Genomic DNA, 17,731 nt, shown 5'->3' with positions numbered 1-17,731 from the left:
CATAAGCACTTCCGAAATAGATTTAAACGCAAATTATCTATTTCTCCAGTGCTTATTAAATACTGTTGCTAACGACAAAATTTTAGCACTTTTTTGAAAATTTTCAGAGACAAATAAAGCTAAAAGTGTTATGAATAAAGAGATACAAGATAAAAACAACAAAATTTGACGTTAGTCAGAATATTAACAGTGCGATACAAAATATGAGACGATTACAAATTTTAATACTTTTTTCGATAATTTGCATTACAACTTGGGGGCAAGAATGCAAGACAATTAAATTTGATTATGACGCATTTTCATTAAGAGATTCTATAAGTAATGATTTATCATTTATGCAAATAATTGAGAAAGTAAATACTTATTGTTCAACTGATACTCAAAAATTATGTCTTGTTGCTGGATGGATTTTTAAAAATATAGATTTTGATTTAGATAAGTTTTATACTGGAACTAGCGAAATGATGAATGATTACAAAGTTGTATTTAATCAACGAAAAGGAATATGTGGTGATTATGCAACATTATTTTCTAAATTTTGTGATGAATTGCATATTACAAATGAAATCATCGAAGGATATGTTCCTGAATATAATTCTGATAATAAAATTTACTATGAAACAAATCACGCTTGGAATGTTATAAAAATAGGCGAAACTTGGTATCATTGTGATTTATTGGGCTTTTCTGGATATTTAAAACAAAATAAACTTGGAGAATTTCAATTTATTAAACAAGTCGACACCTATAATTTTCTTACTCAAAATATTTATTTTATCTCAAAACATATTCCCGCAGACCCAATGTGGCAATTATCTGATTATCCAATACCATTAGATACTTTGATTATTAATGGATATAATTCAAAAAATGATTCAACTCAGAGATGTTTTGATTATAAAAAGGAAATTGAAAATTATCTTAGTCTTTCGAAAACAGAGCAATTATTAAAATTTTCAGATGATTCATATAACTATAACAGTAACAATTCAAATGCAATTGTAATTAATTATTATAATACGGCTGTTGACTTAATTAATGATTGGAATAACGATAAAACGAAGTTAATTAAAGCAAAACAATATTTAGAGAAAGCAAAAAGATATGTGCCAAAAGCAAAAAATGGTGCTGAAATATTAAAGAATGACATAGATAGTGGATTAGAAATTATAAAGAAATACGTGCCCTAACAATCTGTATAGTGCATAGGGCAGAAAGTGGGTATTCGAGGCTTGGGTGCTTTCTACAGCTCCGCCGAAGCGCAGCTTCGACGGCGAGTCCAAACAGCAGGTGTCAAACCTGCGCTTCGGCTACTTAGCGGCTTGAAAAGTCAGTGATTTCCAATGCCCTACGCATCATACAGTTCACCGTTAGCACTCATATTAAAGAACGTTGCAAACTGAAATGGATTTACGAAAATAGAATACTTCAAAAATAAAAATAATGGCGAGACCAACGACAAAAGAACAATTAAAAGAGGCGAGCAAAACAAATTTTGAAAAATTATTCACTCTTATTAGTTCAATGACAAAAGAAGAACAAGACAAAACGTTCAAATTCGAGGACAGAGATAAAAACATTCGAGATGTTTTAGTGCATCTGTATGAATGGCATCAACTTCTATTAAACTGGGTTGACTCAAACCAATCTGGGAAAGAGATGAATTTCTTACCAGAACCTTATAACTGGAAAACCTATCCGCAAATGAATATTGAATTTTGGGAAAAGCATCAAAAAACTCCATTTGAAAAATCCGTGAAAATTTTAGAAAAAAGTCACTCAGACGTAATGAAACTAATTGACACATTTTCGGACAATGAATTGTTCACAAAAAAACATTTTTCTTGGACTGGAACAACGAGTTTAGGAAGTTATTGCGTTTCTGCTACTTCGAGTCATTATGATTGGGCAATGAAAAAAATTAAGAAACATAAAAAAAGTTTGACTGAAACATAAAATACGAGTGCTAACACAGTACATATTGCAGGGCGGGGTTCGGTGGTACGCCAACTGCGGATTCTCGTTTCGCAGTTCCGTGTCCTTCGGACAGGAACGCTCTTCGAAATCCGCCCCGACAACATGTACCAACCGTTATGGGCAAGGTAAAAAGCGCAAAATGAATGGACACATTTAGCTTAATAATATCGATAATTTTAATAGCAGGATTTGGACTAATCCTTTATTTGGTTTTGCGCGACCCGATTTATTTGTTCAAGACATTTTTGAGAGGACTAAAATCTCATCCTAACTGGATAGTAAAAATCATTTTTTCACCTATTTGGTTGCCTTTCTGGCTAATTGACAAAATATTCAGACTTAAAATCTTCATTAAAAAATTTGAGGATGCGTCAAATCCAACAAAGATTTCATTCTCAGACTTTGACAAATACATTCTAATTAACTCGACAGATTTAGAGCAGATTAAAACTATTTTGCATTCATTTGAAATTGACTATAACCCGCCAGAGTATAACTATAGTTTGACTGGATGCAAAATTTCGACAGCCGAGTCTGGAGAAAAATTGATTTTAAAACTAGGGAACGAGATTGAATTTAATATCTACAATCATCTTGTGCATTATTTTGACAATTCAGCTCCAGATGACAGATTTTACAACGTAAAGGGGATTTTGATTAATAAAAATGTAAAGGCAAATTCGTACTTCATTTTTAACGACGTAACATTCTCTTTAAAATTGATTGGTAAAACCTATAGAAACAAAAAAATCTATGTTGACATCAATCCCGAGAATGAATTAAACGACACGATTTACTTTAATTCAAATATGGATTATTTCAAGAAAATCGACTTTGATAAATTTGAAAGCGAAACATACAGATTAAAATTTAAAGAATTAAAACCCAGCCCATAACATTTTGTAAATTGCATTGCGGTGTTGGTGCAGGTTGTCGCCTCGGATTCCCGCATGATTGTCTTCGTCCTGCGGACGGACAATCACCCGCAATCCGCAACGACAACTTACAATTTTCCGTTGTGTGGCATAAAAACGAACGATGAAACAGACAGTTAAACCAATATGGATTCTGATTCTTTTTATTGGATTCTCAAGTAATCTGAGAGCATCTGATAATTCCTCAGCTGATTCGATTAAAGTCGGTCAGATTGTAAACGGATTTTATGATTGGTATTTGACTACGATTAAGGAAAAGAAATATTCTGATTTTAAGCCAAAATTTGTAGAATCTAAAAACGGAATGACTACACTTGATTACACAAAATATCTCGACAACTTAAAAGTACATAGATTTTCAGACTCATTGATTAATAAAGAAAGGCAAAGCTATTCTGATTGTATTGAAAATTTAGGAAAAGTGAAATACTCGGATTTTCAAAAAACAACTTTTACGGACTTAGATGAATATGAGCAGGCATACTGTGATTTTGGAAACTATTATCGGTGGACTGGTGGACAAGAGCCAATTGACGGGATTAGAATAATTGACATTAAATTTATTTCGACTGATAAGGCATATGTTACAATTGATTACTTCGAGTTTAATTCAGATGAGAATAAAAAATATTATTGGGGTAAGAACGGCTTGACTCTTAAATTAGTAGATAAAAATTGGGAAATTGACCAAATCGACTCATGGAAAAATTAAAATATAGAAACCTATCTGTTTTCAGCCTTGATAAAGAGCTTATTGGTTCATTACGATTGGAAAAAGTTTCTAACGATTCTTTAAATTGGAGAGAATATTTTAAAAATTCTGATTCAAATTGGATTTCGTTTTACCCTTTTAGCGAATATCATGGAGGAGGTCAACCTTATATTATTAAAATCGGATTGATTGATTTTGAAAAATGGATTTCAGAAAATGTTGACTTCGAAAAACAGATTAGATTATTAATTGAGAATGAATAAATTACGCCACACAACACAGTGTAAATGTAACGCGGGGGATGTTGATTCATTCGGCTGTTTGGTACTTTTTCGTACCTTGGTAACGGTGGATAGGTAATTGCCCTGAAACCCGCGCTACACTTACACTAATTCGTTGTGTGCAACCGAAAAAGAGACATTCTGCATGATAAAAACAATTAGATTAATAATAATATTTGGACTCTTTTGTGTGAAAGTTTCAGCACAGGACACTAAGAAATATCACAAAGAGGAATATAATGTTATTAATGATTTATTCATTCAACTCATTGACACTGGATACTATAATAATGATTGGTTGATTCCTCTTATGCCAGACGAGTATTTGATTGAATATGCACAAGAACCAGAAGTAAACAAGAATGACCTTGAATGGGGTGATAGAGAGTATTATCCTTTTGAATATTCGAAGAAATTGATTGAAACTGAAGGGAATTTAGAAAAATTAGAAAAATTTAAATCAGATTTTCAGAAATTCTCTGATAGCATCTCAAGTCAATATGATTCAAGTAGACTTTTAGTGTTTGTTACTGACTCTTTATACCAAATAAGTACAAGACAATCAAAAGACTTGAAAGAAGTTAAACGGATAGACTCAACCTTGTTAGATTCTTTTAGACTTGAAAAATATGCAACTCGGTACATTGATTTCAATAAAATTACAAATCAAGGTAGATTTGAGATTACAAATGAGAAATACCCTGACCAAGAAACAAGAAGGCAAACAAAAGATATAAAAGAAATTGGATTGATTACTTGTAGCCGTGTGATTTTCAACAAGGATTTCACAAAAGGATTTTTCTATTATACTTTCTTTAAAAATGGATTAAATGCTTATGGAGTAATCCTAATTGTGGAAAAAGTAAACGGAATATGGATTATAAAACACGAAATTGGATTATGGGTATCTTGACACTAAGGAATAAACGGCAACACACAACACGCAATAAAAAACATAGGGCGGAAAGTGCTATATTTGAACTAAATGACATTTAATAAACGGCTTGGTAGCTTGATAGGTAGGTGCTTCGAAACGCCCTACGTTTCTTATTGCCATCCGTCAGACTGTCTAAAAAGGTAAAACTTGATAGCAATTTATTTAGATTAATTAGAGAGATTGCCGTAAAACCCAATATTCAATGAATATTTACAAGGGGGACAAATAAGGGTATATCCACCTAAGTGAATCCACGTAAAGTGCTGACCGTAAAACTATTATAAACTGCAAGTTGGGTTCTGTTGGGGCTACTAAAACACTTATAATCACACGGTTATAAGTGTTTTTGTTTTAATGCTGTTTCAGTTCCATTCTTAACAAGCAAATTCCTCGGAAAAATATTACTTCTTTAGAGAACAATTTAGCCATGTTATAACTAGTTAACGGCTTAAATATGCCAAATCCTTACAATTTATAGATTCATCCTGAAAGCCCTTTAGAGTTGAATAAAACCCGCTTAATTTTCATTCCGTTTTCTTTTGTTGGAATATTCACCACTTTACAAGCATACATGATAACAAGTTGTATGCTTGTAAAGACTGCATTGTCGCTGGTAGTAATTAAACCTTGTGTAAGCAGTGTTTCGCAAAAGCTCACATAGTAGGCAAAATTATGAGGCTATCCTTAAAGTAAATTTCTCGTATTTTCTGGACTCACCCTTCTGTTCTCTAATGGAGAAGATCCCTATACTGTGTGTTGGCATTCTCCCTTTACAGGAGTTAGAGAGGTGAGCACAAGGGAAAAACTTTTTAGACAGCCCCCCTTCTTAGTAATTAAATCCGATTAAGTTATAGTACGTTAACCAAGGAATAAAAAGCAAAGCTGCAACAAGAATTACAGATTGATAAATTAAACCTAAAGTTTTCAGCCCCTTATATCTAAAGGCTTTTATCAATAAGTATACTGAAACAAATTCCAATGGAATAATTAAAAAAGGCAATACTAATGCCATTTTAATGAGCAAAGGTATACCATAGAAAAATTCTTGGGGATCTGTCTTTATTAAAACAAAAGCAAGCATTGCAAGGAAAAGAACGATTAAAGAGGCAAGCGAAAAATTAATTTTTTTAAGCAAATGACTATTTCTTTTGCGCACAAATAGTTTACGCACTACACTGGTAATTATAAAAATTAACAAAATTAGGATAATACCACCCATCCAATAAATCTGAAATTTAACAGGCTCATACCACTTTAATTTATTAAATGAAAAGGTGTCAACAAAGAAATAAGAAATTTCTCCTTTCGTATTTCTGCCAAAAGCTAAGTATCTGTCATATTTTGAATGAAATGTTAAATCGGAGATAGGAACAAGTTTATCGTTCCATTCTACTACCTCAAGTGTACTATCATTTGATACAATCTCTATCTCGAGAGAAAATCCTATCAAAGTAGCCAATTTACCTAAAGTTGTATGTGCATATCTAGTAGACCTATACTTACCGGTGAACATCTCCAACGGTTCATCTACAGAACCTATCTTAGTTGATACTTTTGTCCTTTCTTTTTCGACAATACTACCTGGCATAAGGCGTGGTAGTAGATCATAAATAAATTTGTCAATAAATACTCGACTATTACTATTTGGCATACTCGAAGAATTAGCACAAATAAAGAAACCTATGTTTTTTTCAGGAATCAATATTAATTCACTAACAAAACCCTGAATAGCACCAGCGTGTCTTACAAGTCTTATTCCATTCCATTGCGATTCATAAAACCCTAAAAGCCATCCATTCTCAGATTTTTCATATTGTCTAAATGCTGTTTGATGCATTTTAACTACCGTTGAGGAATCTAAAATTTGAATTCCTTTAAAATGACCATTATTCAGGAACATAGATATATAGTGTCCCATGTCTGATGCTGTTGAGCTCATTGAACCTGCGGGATAATAGAGTTGAAAATTAGGTTTGTATGGGATTAATTGCTCGTCCTTTTGCAAGTAACTGGTAACGTAGTTTTCTTTGAGTTCGGCTTGTCTTCTATAACCACTATAATTCATTTCTAATGGTTGCAAAATCTTTTTTCTGACGTACTCATGAAAGGGTAAGCCAGATACTTCTTCAACAATAAGCCCCAGTAAGGCATAACCATGATTGGAGTAGGTTATGACTTCACCAGCTGGTCTTATTTGTGGTGGCATTCTTTTTTTTAAATATCGAGATAAGGAAATTACATCTTTCTCAGTCCGAACTGCAGTGCCAATATTGCGTTCATCAAAACCAGCCGTATGCGTTAAAAGATGTTTTACAGTAATTGAATCGTTGAATTTATACCTAAGTTGAAATGTTTTGAGATAATTATTAACATCACGATCAAGTTCTAACTGTCCATCCTCAACTAATTGCATAATTGCTGTACCCACAAAAGTTTTTGAAATAGAGGCTATTCCAAATATAGAAGAGCTACTACCCACAGGAATATTGGATTCAATATTTTGTACTCCATAACCGTTCATATGAAGAATAGAATCTCCCTGCATTAAAACAATGGAAGCCCCTGCAATATGAACAGAATTCAATGCTTCTTTAAATGTAGAATCGATCCAGGCATTTAATTCAGATGTTTGTGTATCTATATTTTGAGAATATATTTTAGTCTCAGATGAAATAAAAGAACATATTGTTAAAATCGTAATAAGTAAATATTTCATAAGGATAGTTGTGTTTTTTTTTATGGATATAAGGTGTTTGGCCCTATAGTAGGAATGTATTTTTATGTATTTAGAAACTGTTTAAGTTTTATCTTTTGATAGGGCGATGTAGTTTGATGGGAATTCATTTTTTTCCCTCGCGCAAAGACAAATGAAATTCCACCACACAAAATAGCGGGTTTGCAAACCGCTACATGTCAACCCAGAAAACCAAAGTTTCCAAATGTTCTGTTTTTGCCAAGGCACGACAATAAAAAATGATAAGATCAAAAGATTATTAAGAATCTTGCAAGTGACTAGTCTGTTTAAGGTTTCGGAATACAAACCAAATAATTGCTGATATCATAAAAAGCAATAAGCCGATAAGCGGGGCGATAAAAGTAACTTTTAAACCACCAGCGAGATATTGTGGTGTAACACCTGCATTACCTACCTTTCGGACAATATCAAAAGCAGCTACAAGACCCACCATTTGCCCAGTAATCCCAATCAGAAATGCAAAACTGCCGAAAAACAAAATACTATCATTTGTCCTTTTAAGTTTTTGAGGATTTTTATTAGAACGGTACAAAATGACAAAACGAACAGCAAGGGTAAATACAGCTATCCACATCAGGTAAACAAGAGACATGAAAAAGGCTCCTCCTTCATAAAAAAATCTAATTATCATGACTTTAAATTTTTAAATTAATAATGGGACAATAGTAAAGATTCATGATAACCTTTAAAAATTTATTATAGGAACAACATAAATAGCATCCTCAACAACAAAATTAAAACAATATATAGCATTTTTGTTATTCAGGGTGCGTTTCTTGCGGTTGGCATAAAATAAGCTTGTTATATAATAACAAAGCTATTTTCGTTTTATATTTGTTTGTCATGGATATCAATAAAAACATTAAATTTAAAAATAATAGTTTTCCAATTTGGGAAATCATGTATTGGTTAATAGCCTCTTTATTCATGTTTTTTGTTTTCAGCAACAGGCATTACGATATAGATATGCGATTAAACCTATCTATCTTGCTTATGATTATAAGCTATATAAATACTAGGATAACCAATAATATTTTAATTCCGAAGTTTTTATTTATAGGTAAAAGAGGGCTGTTTTTATACCTACTCTTTTTCTTACTTATTCTATCGCTATGGCTCATCAGCATTGCGCTCTCTCTTATTACTTTGTATAGCAGCATAGCCCTTCCCAATATGATTTTGCCTTCCCTCGAAGATGTTATTATTCTTCTCACAGGTACCTATTTAATTTCACTGCTGTCTTCTGTATTTTATTTTACGAAAGAATCGTATCAATCGAAAGAAGAAAAGTTAACTATTGAGAAGCAAAAAAATACGCTGGAATTGAAATTTAAAGAAGTACAACTGCAATTGCTTAAAGAGCAAATCCATCCTCATTTTATCTTTAACATGATGAATAACCTTTATGCTCTCGTAAATGTGGATACGGAGCTTTCAAGGGAAGTTATTATTCGTTTAGCCGATTTACTTGATTATATGCTTTACGAATGCAATACAGAGAAGGTAGAATTAAGCAATGAAATTAAATTCATCAACAATTATATTGAACTTGAAAAAATAAGACACGACGAAAATTTTAACGTTAAAACCGATTTTCCTAAAAATGTATCCGGAGTAAAAGTTGCCCCTTTAATTCTATTCCCCTTTGTTGAAAATGCGTTCAAGCACGGACTAAAACAAACAAGCAACGATTTTATTGATATGAAATTAACAATGGCTTCGCTCCAAGTACAATTCAATATAAAAAACAACATACATCATACTACTTCGACAATGACTGGTGCTCAAAAGAGTAAGGGCATAGGTCTGAAAAATGTTCGTGAAAGGCTTGACCTTATTTATCAAAATAAATATGAATTAGAAATATCAACAAACAATGACATTTTTGAAGCTAACCTAAAAATTCTACGATAATGCCCGGTAAAAAAAAATATACCTGTTTGATTATTGACGATGAACCATTGGCAATAAAAGTTATACAGGAACATCTTGAAAATTTAAGTGATCATATTGAGTGTGTTGGAACCTATACGAAGCCTATTGAAGCAATGCCTCTTTTAAATAAAGGAGCTATTGATATATTATTTTTAGATATTAATATGCCATCCATTTCCGGCATTGAATTTTTAAAAGCCATCCCCAATCAACCCTATGTAATTTTTACAACAGCTTACAGGGAATTTGCTGTTGATGCTTTTGATCTCAACGCCCTTGATTACCTTGTAAAACCAATTTCTACCGGAAGGTTTTTAAAAGCGATGAATAAATTTCTTTCAATGGAACAAACACAACTTCAAAAACCTAAAGAATTTATTCATATTAAGGCGGATAAAAAGAATTATAAAATTTCCACTGAAACCATACTTTATATTGAAAGTCTGGATAATTACATTAAAGTTAAAACTACAACGAACAGTCTTATCTGCTACGAATCATTAGCTTGCATTGAAAAGGAATTACCAGCAGAGATGTTTTTACGTATCCATCGTTCTTTTATTATTAACATCAACCAAATTGACCACTACACATCGTCATATATTATGCTGGATGACCGGCAATTTAATATCGGCAGAAATTATAAAGAACATGTATTAAGCAGTCTTGAAAAACAATAACCTTTTTTAAAACTTGCAAAAAAGCTAACAAATACCAGACCTAAGTACCGCCTTAAAGGCGGTTTGGGATTCCCCAAGTACAAATGATATACTAAATTTCGTGCTTCATATCAAGGTCAGTGAGGATTAATAAGATAAAAGATTAGGTTTGTAAAACTTGAAACAGATTGACTTTGAACAATTAACACCAGCATACATTAATGTGTAAAAATAATAGCCGGAAAAGTGCGTTTTCGAGCGATTTTAGTCCGATTCAACATTGCAACAGGTTGATAGGTATCTTACCCTGCAATCGGCTATTATTCTTACACTCACCGCTATCAATGAATATTTATAAGGGGGACAAATAAGGGTACATTTAAACACTTTCACACCAGTAAGGCATTAACAATCAATCGTTTGTGTATTTTTATTTGGGTTCTGTTGGGGCTGCCAATAAAATCCTCCTAAGTACATGCTTAGGAGGATTTTTATTTTTGGGTCTCAAAGCGCTTTTGTGTTTATTATTTCTAAGATTAAAATGTCTGTTTAGTTGATTATTATAGGTTTGTCAAATTGGAATTTGAGGATCGATGATAAAGATACTCCCGCTTGTGCGCGATTGTATCGGTTTCATAAAATTTGCTGGCAAACTGTCATCATGCAAATTGGAAACTGGAATTTCTGTTGGCAAAAATACTCTCAGTGATTAAAACTGGCTGAAACCATGAGGCAAAATGCTCTCGACGAGCAGACTTGGGTAAAACCAAGCGGCAATGTCCTCTCGATCACCAATAGGTAATGTTTTCCGTTGGCAAACTGCTCTCGACGACCAAACTTGAGTAAAACCACGTGGTAAACACTTCAAACTGAAGCTCAATTGCTCCAAACTCCTAAAGGGGCTTACCGGCAGGAATTTTAGGAAGAGGTTAGAGGCAGCTGTTTTTTTGAAGTTCCCTTTAAGGGATTTAGGGGTAGAAGAGAATCAAAGCGCTGAATGCTAATTGTTAATTGCTTCAAGTCCCTTCAGGGATTTAGGTTTTATCCTCTTGCTTATGAAATTTCATACAGGAGAGCAGGTCATTTAAATCGATAGTTGCAATGCCCGATGATATATCAGACATGGCATAAGGAATAATTAATTTATGATTTCGTAATAAACCTCCGCACGAGTAGATAACATTCGGTACATAGCCTTCACGTTCCTCTTCGTTGGGTGTGAGTAATGGTTCTTCAAGTTGTGCAATTACTTTTGTAGGATCATCCAGATCAAGCAGGATAGCGCCTATGGAATATTGACGCATAGGTCCCACGCCATGAGTAAGTACCAGCCAGCCTTCTTTAGTTTCAATGGGCGATCCACAATTTCCTATTTGTATAAATTCCCATGGTTTTGTAGGTTCTTGTATAATTTTAGACTCCTGCCAAAAATGCAGATGATCCGAGAACATGATGTGATTGTTTTCTCCGTCCTGGCGGGATAGCATAACATACCGACCTTTTATTTTACGGGGAAATAGTGCCATGCCTTTGTTCTGAACAGCCTTACCATTTAAAGTGATAACATTAAAATTGAGAAAATCTTTTGTCTCTATTAGCTGCGGAAGAATACTAACCCCATTGTAAGCCGTGTAGGTTGCATAGTATATGCTTTCGTCGGTGTCATTAAGAAATTGAACAAACCGGGCATCCTCAATACCCCGGTTTTCATTTTCCGAATAGGGAAATATCACACGTTCCGAAACCCCGCAGCTTTTATCGAACTGTATGTTGTAGTTCGAGTTAGCCAACCAAAATAAAGTGTTAATTACGTCATCGTTACAGCTAAAGTCCGGATCCATGTGAACTACACCTATACTTACTTTTAGCTCCTGAAAAGTAAACCGGTCAGGTATTTGTTCCATTACGCGGATACTTGTTTCGTCCCAGGCATTTAAATCTTCTAATTTCAGCCGAAACAAGTGACTGTCATAAAACGGGTTGTGACGCATTTTTGATGTCTCAACAAACTCGCTTATTGGATCGAAAAGAATTGAATCGTCTTTGTTGATGATACCACTGCGAAAAACGATGGATGAAATATGTCCTTCGCCAGTTGCACGCAGGCTCATTATAAAACGCAGACAGCCTTCGGGTAAATTACTTTGATCAGGATGAGGAATCATCGAAGGATTGAAAAGCGCAGCCGACTCAATAGAGTATTCCATTGTAAAATAAGCTCCAATGAGCTCTTTTTTCATTTTACTGATTGTGATGTCGTGCGGTAAAAATTCCGAAACATTATCAAAGTGTTCAGTTATTTGCCGCTCAATATCTTTATGTCTGTCATTAAATTTATCGCAAATAGTATGCATTAATTTCTCAGTTTCCTCTTCGCTAAGCTTCAAAACCCGATCAATTATATGATCGATACGCGATAAGCCACCTGGTATATGTGCACGGGTAATTACCCGCGATGAATCGCGCATTAATTTTATTGTTTTTCGACTAATAAGTCTGCTGATTTCCTTTTCCATCTGTGTATTCCTTATTGGTTAGTGTTCTTACTAAAATGCGACTACTTTTTTAAAATTTTTCGATAAACATTTAAATAAGCTTCTATCATTTTTTCCTGAGTAAATTTCGATTCTGCCCATTCTTTGCAATACGCTCTGCTTACCAAATTAATCGAATCAACAGCAAGTACTGCTTCTTCAATTGAATTCACTAAAAAGCCTGATTTTTTGTCCTTTATTAATTCCGGCATCGATCCTCTGTTAAATGCGATTACCGGTGTTCCGCACAACATCGATTCGGCAACACTTAATCCGAATGGCTCGTTAAAACTAATTGGATGCAGCAGTGCAAAAGCTTCACCCAAGAGTTTATTTCTTTCATTTGGATTTGAATTGCCAACATACACAACGGCATCATTATCAATGAAAGGTTTTACCTTCTTGTTAAAATATTCCTGATCTTGTATTAATCCCGAAATAATCAGTTTTCTTCCTGCTTTCTTAGCTATCTGAATGGATTCAGATGTGCCTTTTTCAGGATGTATTCGGCCAAAAAACAGTAAATATTCCTTCGGATTTGGATTAAAAGTAAAGTCAGAAGATTTTATTCCGTTGTAAACAGTTGCGATGTAATTGAGCTCAGAACTGCGGTCGGAATTGCTGATAGAGACGTAAAAATTATTCTTGTTGTATTTTTTATAGACAGGAATAATTTTCGGTGACGAAAAACCATGAATAGTAGTTAACATGGGTGTTTTAATTAGCTTGGAATAACTAAGGGGTAAAAAATCAAAGTTGTTGTGTATCAGATCAAAGCGGTCCGCTTGTTCCATCAAATTACTAATGTGCAGACATTCCCACACTTTTGGTTCAATACTGCTGTTTTCGGCATAAGCAGTCTCCGATATGTATTCCAATTTCCCTTTTGTACCCGAGTTTCCTGTTGCAAACAGTGTCACATCAATTCCTTTTTCAACAAGCCCTTCGGCGATATTTGAAGCTACTTGTTCCCACGGACCATATTTTATGGGTGGCGTTCTCCATGCAATAGGCGATAAAACAGCTATTTTCATGAGTTTGTAAAGGTTTGGGTGGATCGTATAAACAATGATTCACAAGTTTGTTTAAAACAGGTACCTGCACATATAAGTTTATCAGCACCGCTTTAATTAATTACATTTTGTGAAATTTTTTTGGCTAATCTTTTTTTTGCAAATATTTCTCTGTTAAAATCTTTATGTGCTTTTAGAACTGTGAGGTGCGAAATCACATATGCCAGTGTGCTTTCGGCACCTTGATTGCGGTTAACACCATAACTTTCCAGTCCATCGCAGCAACCGTTCGTTTCAGAATCATACAAACCTATCCGTAAATCATTTTCACCATGAAACCACATGTATGATGTGAATAATTTTTTCAGATATTCTATGTTTTTGGTCAATTTAAAAGCTTGCTTAAATAATAAAATCATTGCCATAACATCAAGGGGTTGTTGAGCAAAAGTGGCGCGTTTCTCATCTTTTTCGTACCAGCGATCATTTCCAATTATCGATAAATACCCATTGGTAAAGGTTTTACTGATTAGAAATTCCATTGACCTGAAGGCTGTCGCACGAATTTTATCGTCGTTATGTATTTCTGTAGAATGCAACAGCGCAAGAGGCAACATGGCATTGTCATAGGTTAAGAATGGTTCAAACCATCTCCAGGTATCCGAGCTGTTTTCTTCATAACTTGTAACCAGCTTTTTTGATAAACGGCTTAGTAGTTCTGTCATCGAATCGTCGGTCGGATTTCTTTGCAGATAGTAGCTGATTCCTACTATTGTATTGGCAATGCTTCTTATTGATTTTAGTTTTTCGAAAACAGGAACTGCTTTTAAAAAGATAGATTGACCCGACTGATAATATGAATAATTTGGGGGATTGCCAAGTAAGTAACCAAGAGCCCAAATGGTTCTTCCAAAAGAGTCTTCCGATCCAACTTCATCAAGAAAACTACGATCAAAGCCAAGGAAATTCCTAAATGTTCCATCATCGTTTTGCATATATTGGATATAACTCAAATAGATCGGGCACAATTCGAGAGCCTTATAATTATTTTTTTCGGTATAGGCTAGTAAAGCCATTAACAATGCTCTGGCGTTATCATCTAAACAGTAACCGTCTTGTAAACTTGGGATGCTAAATTTAGCGTGTTGCCTAATGCCGGTATCATCAGTTAATCGGTGTATGTGTTTAAGCGAAAATTGGGGCATAATCAAAATATCAAAAGACTGCCCTTTTGTTTCTATCTCGTCTTGTAGTATATTGAATACGTGGAGGTTGTATTTGGCTCCTATTTTTGGCCATGTTAGATTTCTTCCATACTCGTATGCATTTTTTCTTAGTGCATTTAAAGTATTCGGATTATCCAGTAACTCAATCAGAATATCCGCTAGTTGGTTCGAGTTGTGAAAATCAAATAAGCGACCTCTTCCGTTGGCTAATAATTCAGTAGCATGCCAATAGGGGGTTGAAATAACGGCTGCCCCAGCACCAATTGCATAGGATAGTGTGCCACTTGTAATTTGAGCTTCGTTATTGTACGGCGTTATGTAAATATCCGAAGCATATAAATATTTAAATAAATCATCTTGCGGAATATACGAGTTGGGTATTACTACATGATCTTCAAGCTTAAGTTTTTTAACAAGTTGCTTTAGATATATCAAATACTCATCGCCCGAGTAGCGCATAACACTTGGATGAATTTTTCCTAATACCAGATAGATAACATTTGGATGCTTTTTAACGAGCTTTGGCAATGCTTTTATGGCTACCTCAATGCCCTTGTTTCGGCTCAAAAAACCAAATGTTAACAGGATTTTCTTCTCTTCGAGTTTGAACTCTTTCTTTACTTTTTTCTGATCAAAATGAAAGTCCGGCACTCCATGTTCAATAAATGCAATTTTTTCTCTGGGAACATCATATATATCAATCAGAAAATCAATTGCTTTTAGATTCATTACAACAACCAGATTAGCCATTTTGCATATTTCTTTTAGAATGGCTTTTTCGGTATTCGAAGGCGTATTACTAATGGTGTGAAGCGTAACCACCAAATGTATTTTGAGGTGGTGCAGCAATGAAAGGATGTATATACCACTTTGTCCGCCAAAAATTCCATATTCATGCTGAAGAATACAAACATCAGCTCCGCTGTTGTTAATGTGTTTTGCAGCGGCGATATACTCATTTCTGTTTTCCTGCTGAATAGTTAATTTTACTTCTTTCGGATACGAGTATTCTTCATCCGAATTTTTCATGGCAATAATAAATCCTTCGTTCTCATTCTGATTAATATCGCCCAGCATGGAATGATACAGGTCGCTTGTGAAGCTACCAATTCCACATTCCCGTGGGGGATATGTTCCTATGCAGGCAAATTTCATAATTCGTAATTTTTAAGAATATTAAAACAGCTTTACTATTTCAAGAGGTTGTCCTGTTTTTACAGGAGTTTTAAGAGTAAGAGAGGATACTACTAAAGATAGTGAAATATCATGAATTTTAAGGTGTTTAGAGGGCGTAAAAGGATTTGTAATAAGGGGATTTATGCTATGTTAAACATGTTTTTTTTTGTATTGAAACTGTTTGTTGCGGGCTAATGATCTAAATTAGTCTCACTGTTCAATATCTTAAAAAAATGGTTTCTATAATTTTTGCTTAGCATTCTGTTTGCTATATTGCTTGTGTCAAATGATAAAATAGTTCGGATTGGGTTTTGAACCGCATCAGTAATAAGGAAGATATACATGACCAAAATAACAGAAACACTTTCCATTCAAGAAGCCAGAAAACTGGTATTATTATCACAAAAGCTGCCTCCGGTAAAGCAGAAAGGTACAACACTTGAAGCTACCCTGTCGGCCATTGAGCATCTTGGTTATATTCAAATTGACACCATTTCGGTGATTCAGCGGGCTCATCATCATACATTATGGAATCGGAATCCCGGTTATGAAACTTCCCACCTGGAGAAACTGATTGCTGACAAAAAAGTTTTTGAATATTGGTCTCATGCAGCCGCTTATTTACCTATGTGTGATTACCGTTTCAGTTTGGTTCGTAAACAGGAAATTGCAAGTGGCAAGCAGAAGCATTGGTACGATCGGGATGAGAAGATGATGAAATTGGTGTTGGATCGCATTACCAACGAAGGTCCCTTAATGGCGAAGGATTTTGAGCATACCGGTAAAAAGAAAATGGATTGGGCAAGTAAACCTGCCAAACGTGCTTTGGAATATCTGTTTATGCAGGGCGATCTGATGATTCCTTACCGGCAAAATTTCCACAAAGTTTATGATCTTACAGAAAGAGTACTGCCTGAGGATATTGATACCTCAGCGCCTTTGCAGGATGAGTACGCACGTTTTCTAATCACACGCTACCTGCAGGCCAACGGATTGGGACAAGCCTCTGAAATGGTCTATTTACTGAAAAACACCAAGGCACTTATTTCTTCTGCTTTGCAGGAAATGCATTCGAATGGTGAATTGGTGCAAGTTGCTGTTGGTGAAAATAACTACTACGCTTTGCAGGATTCGCTTGAATTGTTGAAAAAGCCTTTGTCCCGCAGCAAACTAAAAATATTGTCACCATTTGATAACCTGTTGATTCAACGTAAGCGTATGCAAACAATTTTTGATTTTAATTATCAGATTGAGTGTTATGTGCCCGAGCCAAAACGCCGGTATGGTTATTTTTCACTTCCCATTTTGTGGGATGGAAGTTTAATTGCTCGAATGGATTGTAAAGCGGACCGAAAAGAATCACTCTTTCATATTCAGCACCTTGTATTGGAGTCTGGATTGGTGAAAACCGAAGCTTTCACCCTTGCGCTTTGTAAAGAACTTGAATCTTTTATGCAATTTAATAATTGCAGTAATCTTAAGTTACACAAAACCACGCCAAGCAACTTTAAACCTGTATTTCAAGCTGTAATTAACAGTTTAATCAGGTGACAAATACGGAAAACAAATTTCTGCAGTACAAAGAAATAGA

14 protein-coding genes are annotated in these 17,731 nt (G+C 34.5%); 9 read left to right on the top strand and 5 right to left on the bottom strand.

Annotation, left to right across the window (positions count from 1 at the left end):
* Positions 1-203: 203 nt before the first annotated feature.
* The 6 genes from ACY0M5_RS02465 (at position 204) to ACY0M5_RS02440 (ending at position 4,818) form a co-directional block, all read left to right on the top strand.
* Complete coding sequence (locus tag ACY0M5_RS02465) at positions 204-1,190, top strand: transglutaminase domain-containing protein (RefSeq protein WP_461630704.1); 987 nt, start codon at positions 204-206, stop codon at positions 1,188-1,190.
* Positions 1,191-1,443: 253 nt separating this feature from the next.
* Positions 1,444-1,956 (top strand): ClbS/DfsB family four-helix bundle protein, encoded by a 513-nt coding sequence (locus ACY0M5_RS02460; protein ID WP_461630703.1) that lies wholly within the window; start codon positions 1,444-1,446, stop codon positions 1,954-1,956.
* A gap of 164 nt (positions 1,957-2,120) precedes the next feature.
* Positions 2,121-2,873 carry a hypothetical protein gene (locus ACY0M5_RS02455; protein WP_461630702.1) on the top strand — a complete coding sequence of 251 codons (753 nt, stop codon included), beginning with the start codon at positions 2,121-2,123 and terminating at the stop codon, positions 2,871-2,873.
* Positions 2,874-3,015: 142 nt separating this feature from the next.
* The gene (locus tag ACY0M5_RS02450) at positions 3,016-3,624 is read left to right on the top strand and encodes a hypothetical protein (protein WP_461630701.1); all 609 of its coding nucleotides are present in this window, start codon (positions 3,016-3,018) and stop codon (positions 3,622-3,624) included.
* A complete protein-coding gene (locus ACY0M5_RS02445; RefSeq protein ID WP_156197450.1) occupies positions 3,612-3,887 on the top strand; it encodes an Imm27 family immunity protein in 276 nt (91 codons plus the stop codon). Before ACY0M5_RS02450 ends, ACY0M5_RS02445 begins: the two co-directional genes overlap by 13 nt.
* A 163-nt stretch (positions 3,888-4,050) precedes the next feature.
* Entirely contained in the window at positions 4,051-4,818 is a 768-nt protein-coding gene (locus ACY0M5_RS02440; protein WP_461630700.1) for a hypothetical protein, read from the top strand.
* Positions 4,819-5,668: 850 nt separating this feature from the next.
* Here the strand turns inward: ACY0M5_RS02440 and ACY0M5_RS02435 are convergent.
* Both ACY0M5_RS02435 and ACY0M5_RS02430 read right to left on the bottom strand, forming a co-directional pair.
* Positions 5,669-7,558 carry a serine hydrolase domain-containing protein gene (locus ACY0M5_RS02435; protein WP_461630699.1) on the bottom strand — a complete coding sequence of 630 codons (1,890 nt, stop codon included), beginning with the start codon at positions 7,556-7,558 and terminating at the stop codon, positions 5,669-5,671.
* Between the two features lie 277 nt (positions 7,559-7,835).
* Positions 7,836-8,228: a MotA/TolQ/ExbB proton channel family protein gene (locus ACY0M5_RS02430; protein WP_461630698.1), complete on the bottom strand. Its 393-nt coding sequence runs from the start codon at positions 8,226-8,228 to the stop codon at positions 7,836-7,838.
* A gap of 542 nt (positions 8,229-8,770) precedes the next feature.
* Here ACY0M5_RS02430 and ACY0M5_RS02425 point away from each other — a divergent pair.
* Both ACY0M5_RS02425 and ACY0M5_RS02420 read left to right on the top strand, forming a co-directional pair.
* On the top strand, positions 8,771-9,511 hold the full coding sequence (locus ACY0M5_RS02425) for a sensor histidine kinase (RefSeq protein ID WP_461630697.1): 741 nt from the start codon (positions 8,771-8,773) through the stop codon (positions 9,509-9,511).
* Entirely contained in the window at positions 9,511-10,212 is a 702-nt protein-coding gene (locus ACY0M5_RS02420; RefSeq protein ID WP_461630696.1) for a LytR/AlgR family response regulator transcription factor, read from the top strand. The genes ACY0M5_RS02425 and ACY0M5_RS02420 overlap by 1 nt, the downstream gene beginning before the upstream one ends.
* A 1,013-nt stretch (positions 10,213-11,225) precedes the next feature.
* On the opposite strand, the gene ACY0M5_RS02415 is transcribed toward ACY0M5_RS02420, so the two are convergent.
* The 3 genes from ACY0M5_RS02415 to ACY0M5_RS02405 all read right to left on the bottom strand — a co-directional run bounded on the left by ACY0M5_RS02415 (position 11,226) and on the right by ACY0M5_RS02405 (position 16,119).
* On the bottom strand, positions 11,226-12,707 hold the full coding sequence (locus ACY0M5_RS02415; RefSeq protein WP_461630695.1) for a glycoside hydrolase family 130 protein: 1,482 nt from the start codon (positions 12,705-12,707) through the stop codon (positions 11,226-11,228).
* Between the two features lie 41 nt (positions 12,708-12,748).
* Complete coding sequence (locus tag ACY0M5_RS02410) at positions 12,749-13,759, bottom strand: glycosyltransferase family 4 protein (RefSeq protein WP_461630694.1); 1,011 nt, start codon at positions 13,757-13,759, stop codon at positions 12,749-12,751.
* Between the two features lie 92 nt (positions 13,760-13,851).
* A complete protein-coding gene (locus ACY0M5_RS02405; RefSeq protein ID WP_461630693.1) occupies positions 13,852-16,119 on the bottom strand; it encodes a glycosyltransferase family 4 protein in 2,268 nt (755 codons plus the stop codon).
* Positions 16,120-16,482: 363 nt separating this feature from the next.
* On the opposite strand from ACY0M5_RS02405, the gene ACY0M5_RS02400 reads away from it, so the two are divergent.
* Complete coding sequence (locus ACY0M5_RS02400; RefSeq protein ID WP_461630692.1) at positions 16,483-17,691, top strand: winged helix-turn-helix domain-containing protein; 1,209 nt, start codon at positions 16,483-16,485, stop codon at positions 17,689-17,691.
* Positions 17,692-17,731 lie beyond the last annotated feature (40 nt).

The sequence above is a fragment of the Labilibaculum euxinicum genome, from assembly GCF_963678175.1.
Lineage (GTDB): Bacteria > Bacteroidota > Bacteroidia > Bacteroidales > Marinifilaceae > Labilibaculum > Labilibaculum euxinus.
The sequence above is the reverse complement of the archived record's forward strand: the minus strand, read 5'-3'. Positions and strand labels throughout refer to the sequence as shown.

Excerpts from the sequence above, each read along its gene's own strand:
- ACY0M5_RS02465 (WP_461630704.1), top strand. The coding sequence starts at position 204 with ATGAGACGATTACAAATTTTAATACTTTTTTCGATAATTTGCATTACA.
- ACY0M5_RS02460 (WP_461630703.1), top strand. The coding sequence starts at position 1,444 with ATGGCGAGACCAACGACAAAAGAACAATTAAAAGAGGCGAGCAAAACA.
- ACY0M5_RS02455 (WP_461630702.1), top strand. The coding sequence starts at position 2,121 with ATGGACACATTTAGCTTAATAATATCGATAATTTTAATAGCAGGATTT.
- ACY0M5_RS02450 (WP_461630701.1), top strand. The coding sequence starts at position 3,016 with ATGAAACAGACAGTTAAACCAATATGGATTCTGATTCTTTTTATTGGA.
- ACY0M5_RS02445 (WP_156197450.1), top strand. The coding sequence starts at position 3,612 with ATGGAAAAATTAAAATATAGAAACCTATCTGTTTTCAGCCTTGATAAA.
- ACY0M5_RS02440 (WP_461630700.1), top strand. The coding sequence starts at position 4,051 with ATGATAAAAACAATTAGATTAATAATAATATTTGGACTCTTTTGTGTG.
- ACY0M5_RS02435 (WP_461630699.1), bottom strand. The coding sequence starts at position 7,558 with ATGAAATATTTACTTATTACGATTTTAACAATATGTTCTTTTATTTCA.
- ACY0M5_RS02430 (WP_461630698.1), bottom strand. The coding sequence starts at position 8,228 with ATGATAATTAGATTTTTTTATGAAGGAGGAGCCTTTTTCATGTCTCTT.
- ACY0M5_RS02425 (WP_461630697.1), top strand. The coding sequence starts at position 8,771 with ATGATTTTGCCTTCCCTCGAAGATGTTATTATTCTTCTCACAGGTACC.
- ACY0M5_RS02420 (WP_461630696.1), top strand. The coding sequence starts at position 9,511 with ATGCCCGGTAAAAAAAAATATACCTGTTTGATTATTGACGATGAACCA.
- ACY0M5_RS02415 (WP_461630695.1), bottom strand. The coding sequence starts at position 12,707 with ATGGAAAAGGAAATCAGCAGACTTATTAGTCGAAAAACAATAAAATTA.
- ACY0M5_RS02410 (WP_461630694.1), bottom strand. The coding sequence starts at position 13,759 with ATGAAAATAGCTGTTTTATCGCCTATTGCATGGAGAACGCCACCCATA.
- ACY0M5_RS02405 (WP_461630693.1), bottom strand. The coding sequence starts at position 16,119 with ATGAAATTTGCCTGCATAGGAACATATCCCCCACGGGAATGTGGAATT.
- ACY0M5_RS02400 (WP_461630692.1), top strand. The coding sequence starts at position 16,483 with ATGACCAAAATAACAGAAACACTTTCCATTCAAGAAGCCAGAAAACTG.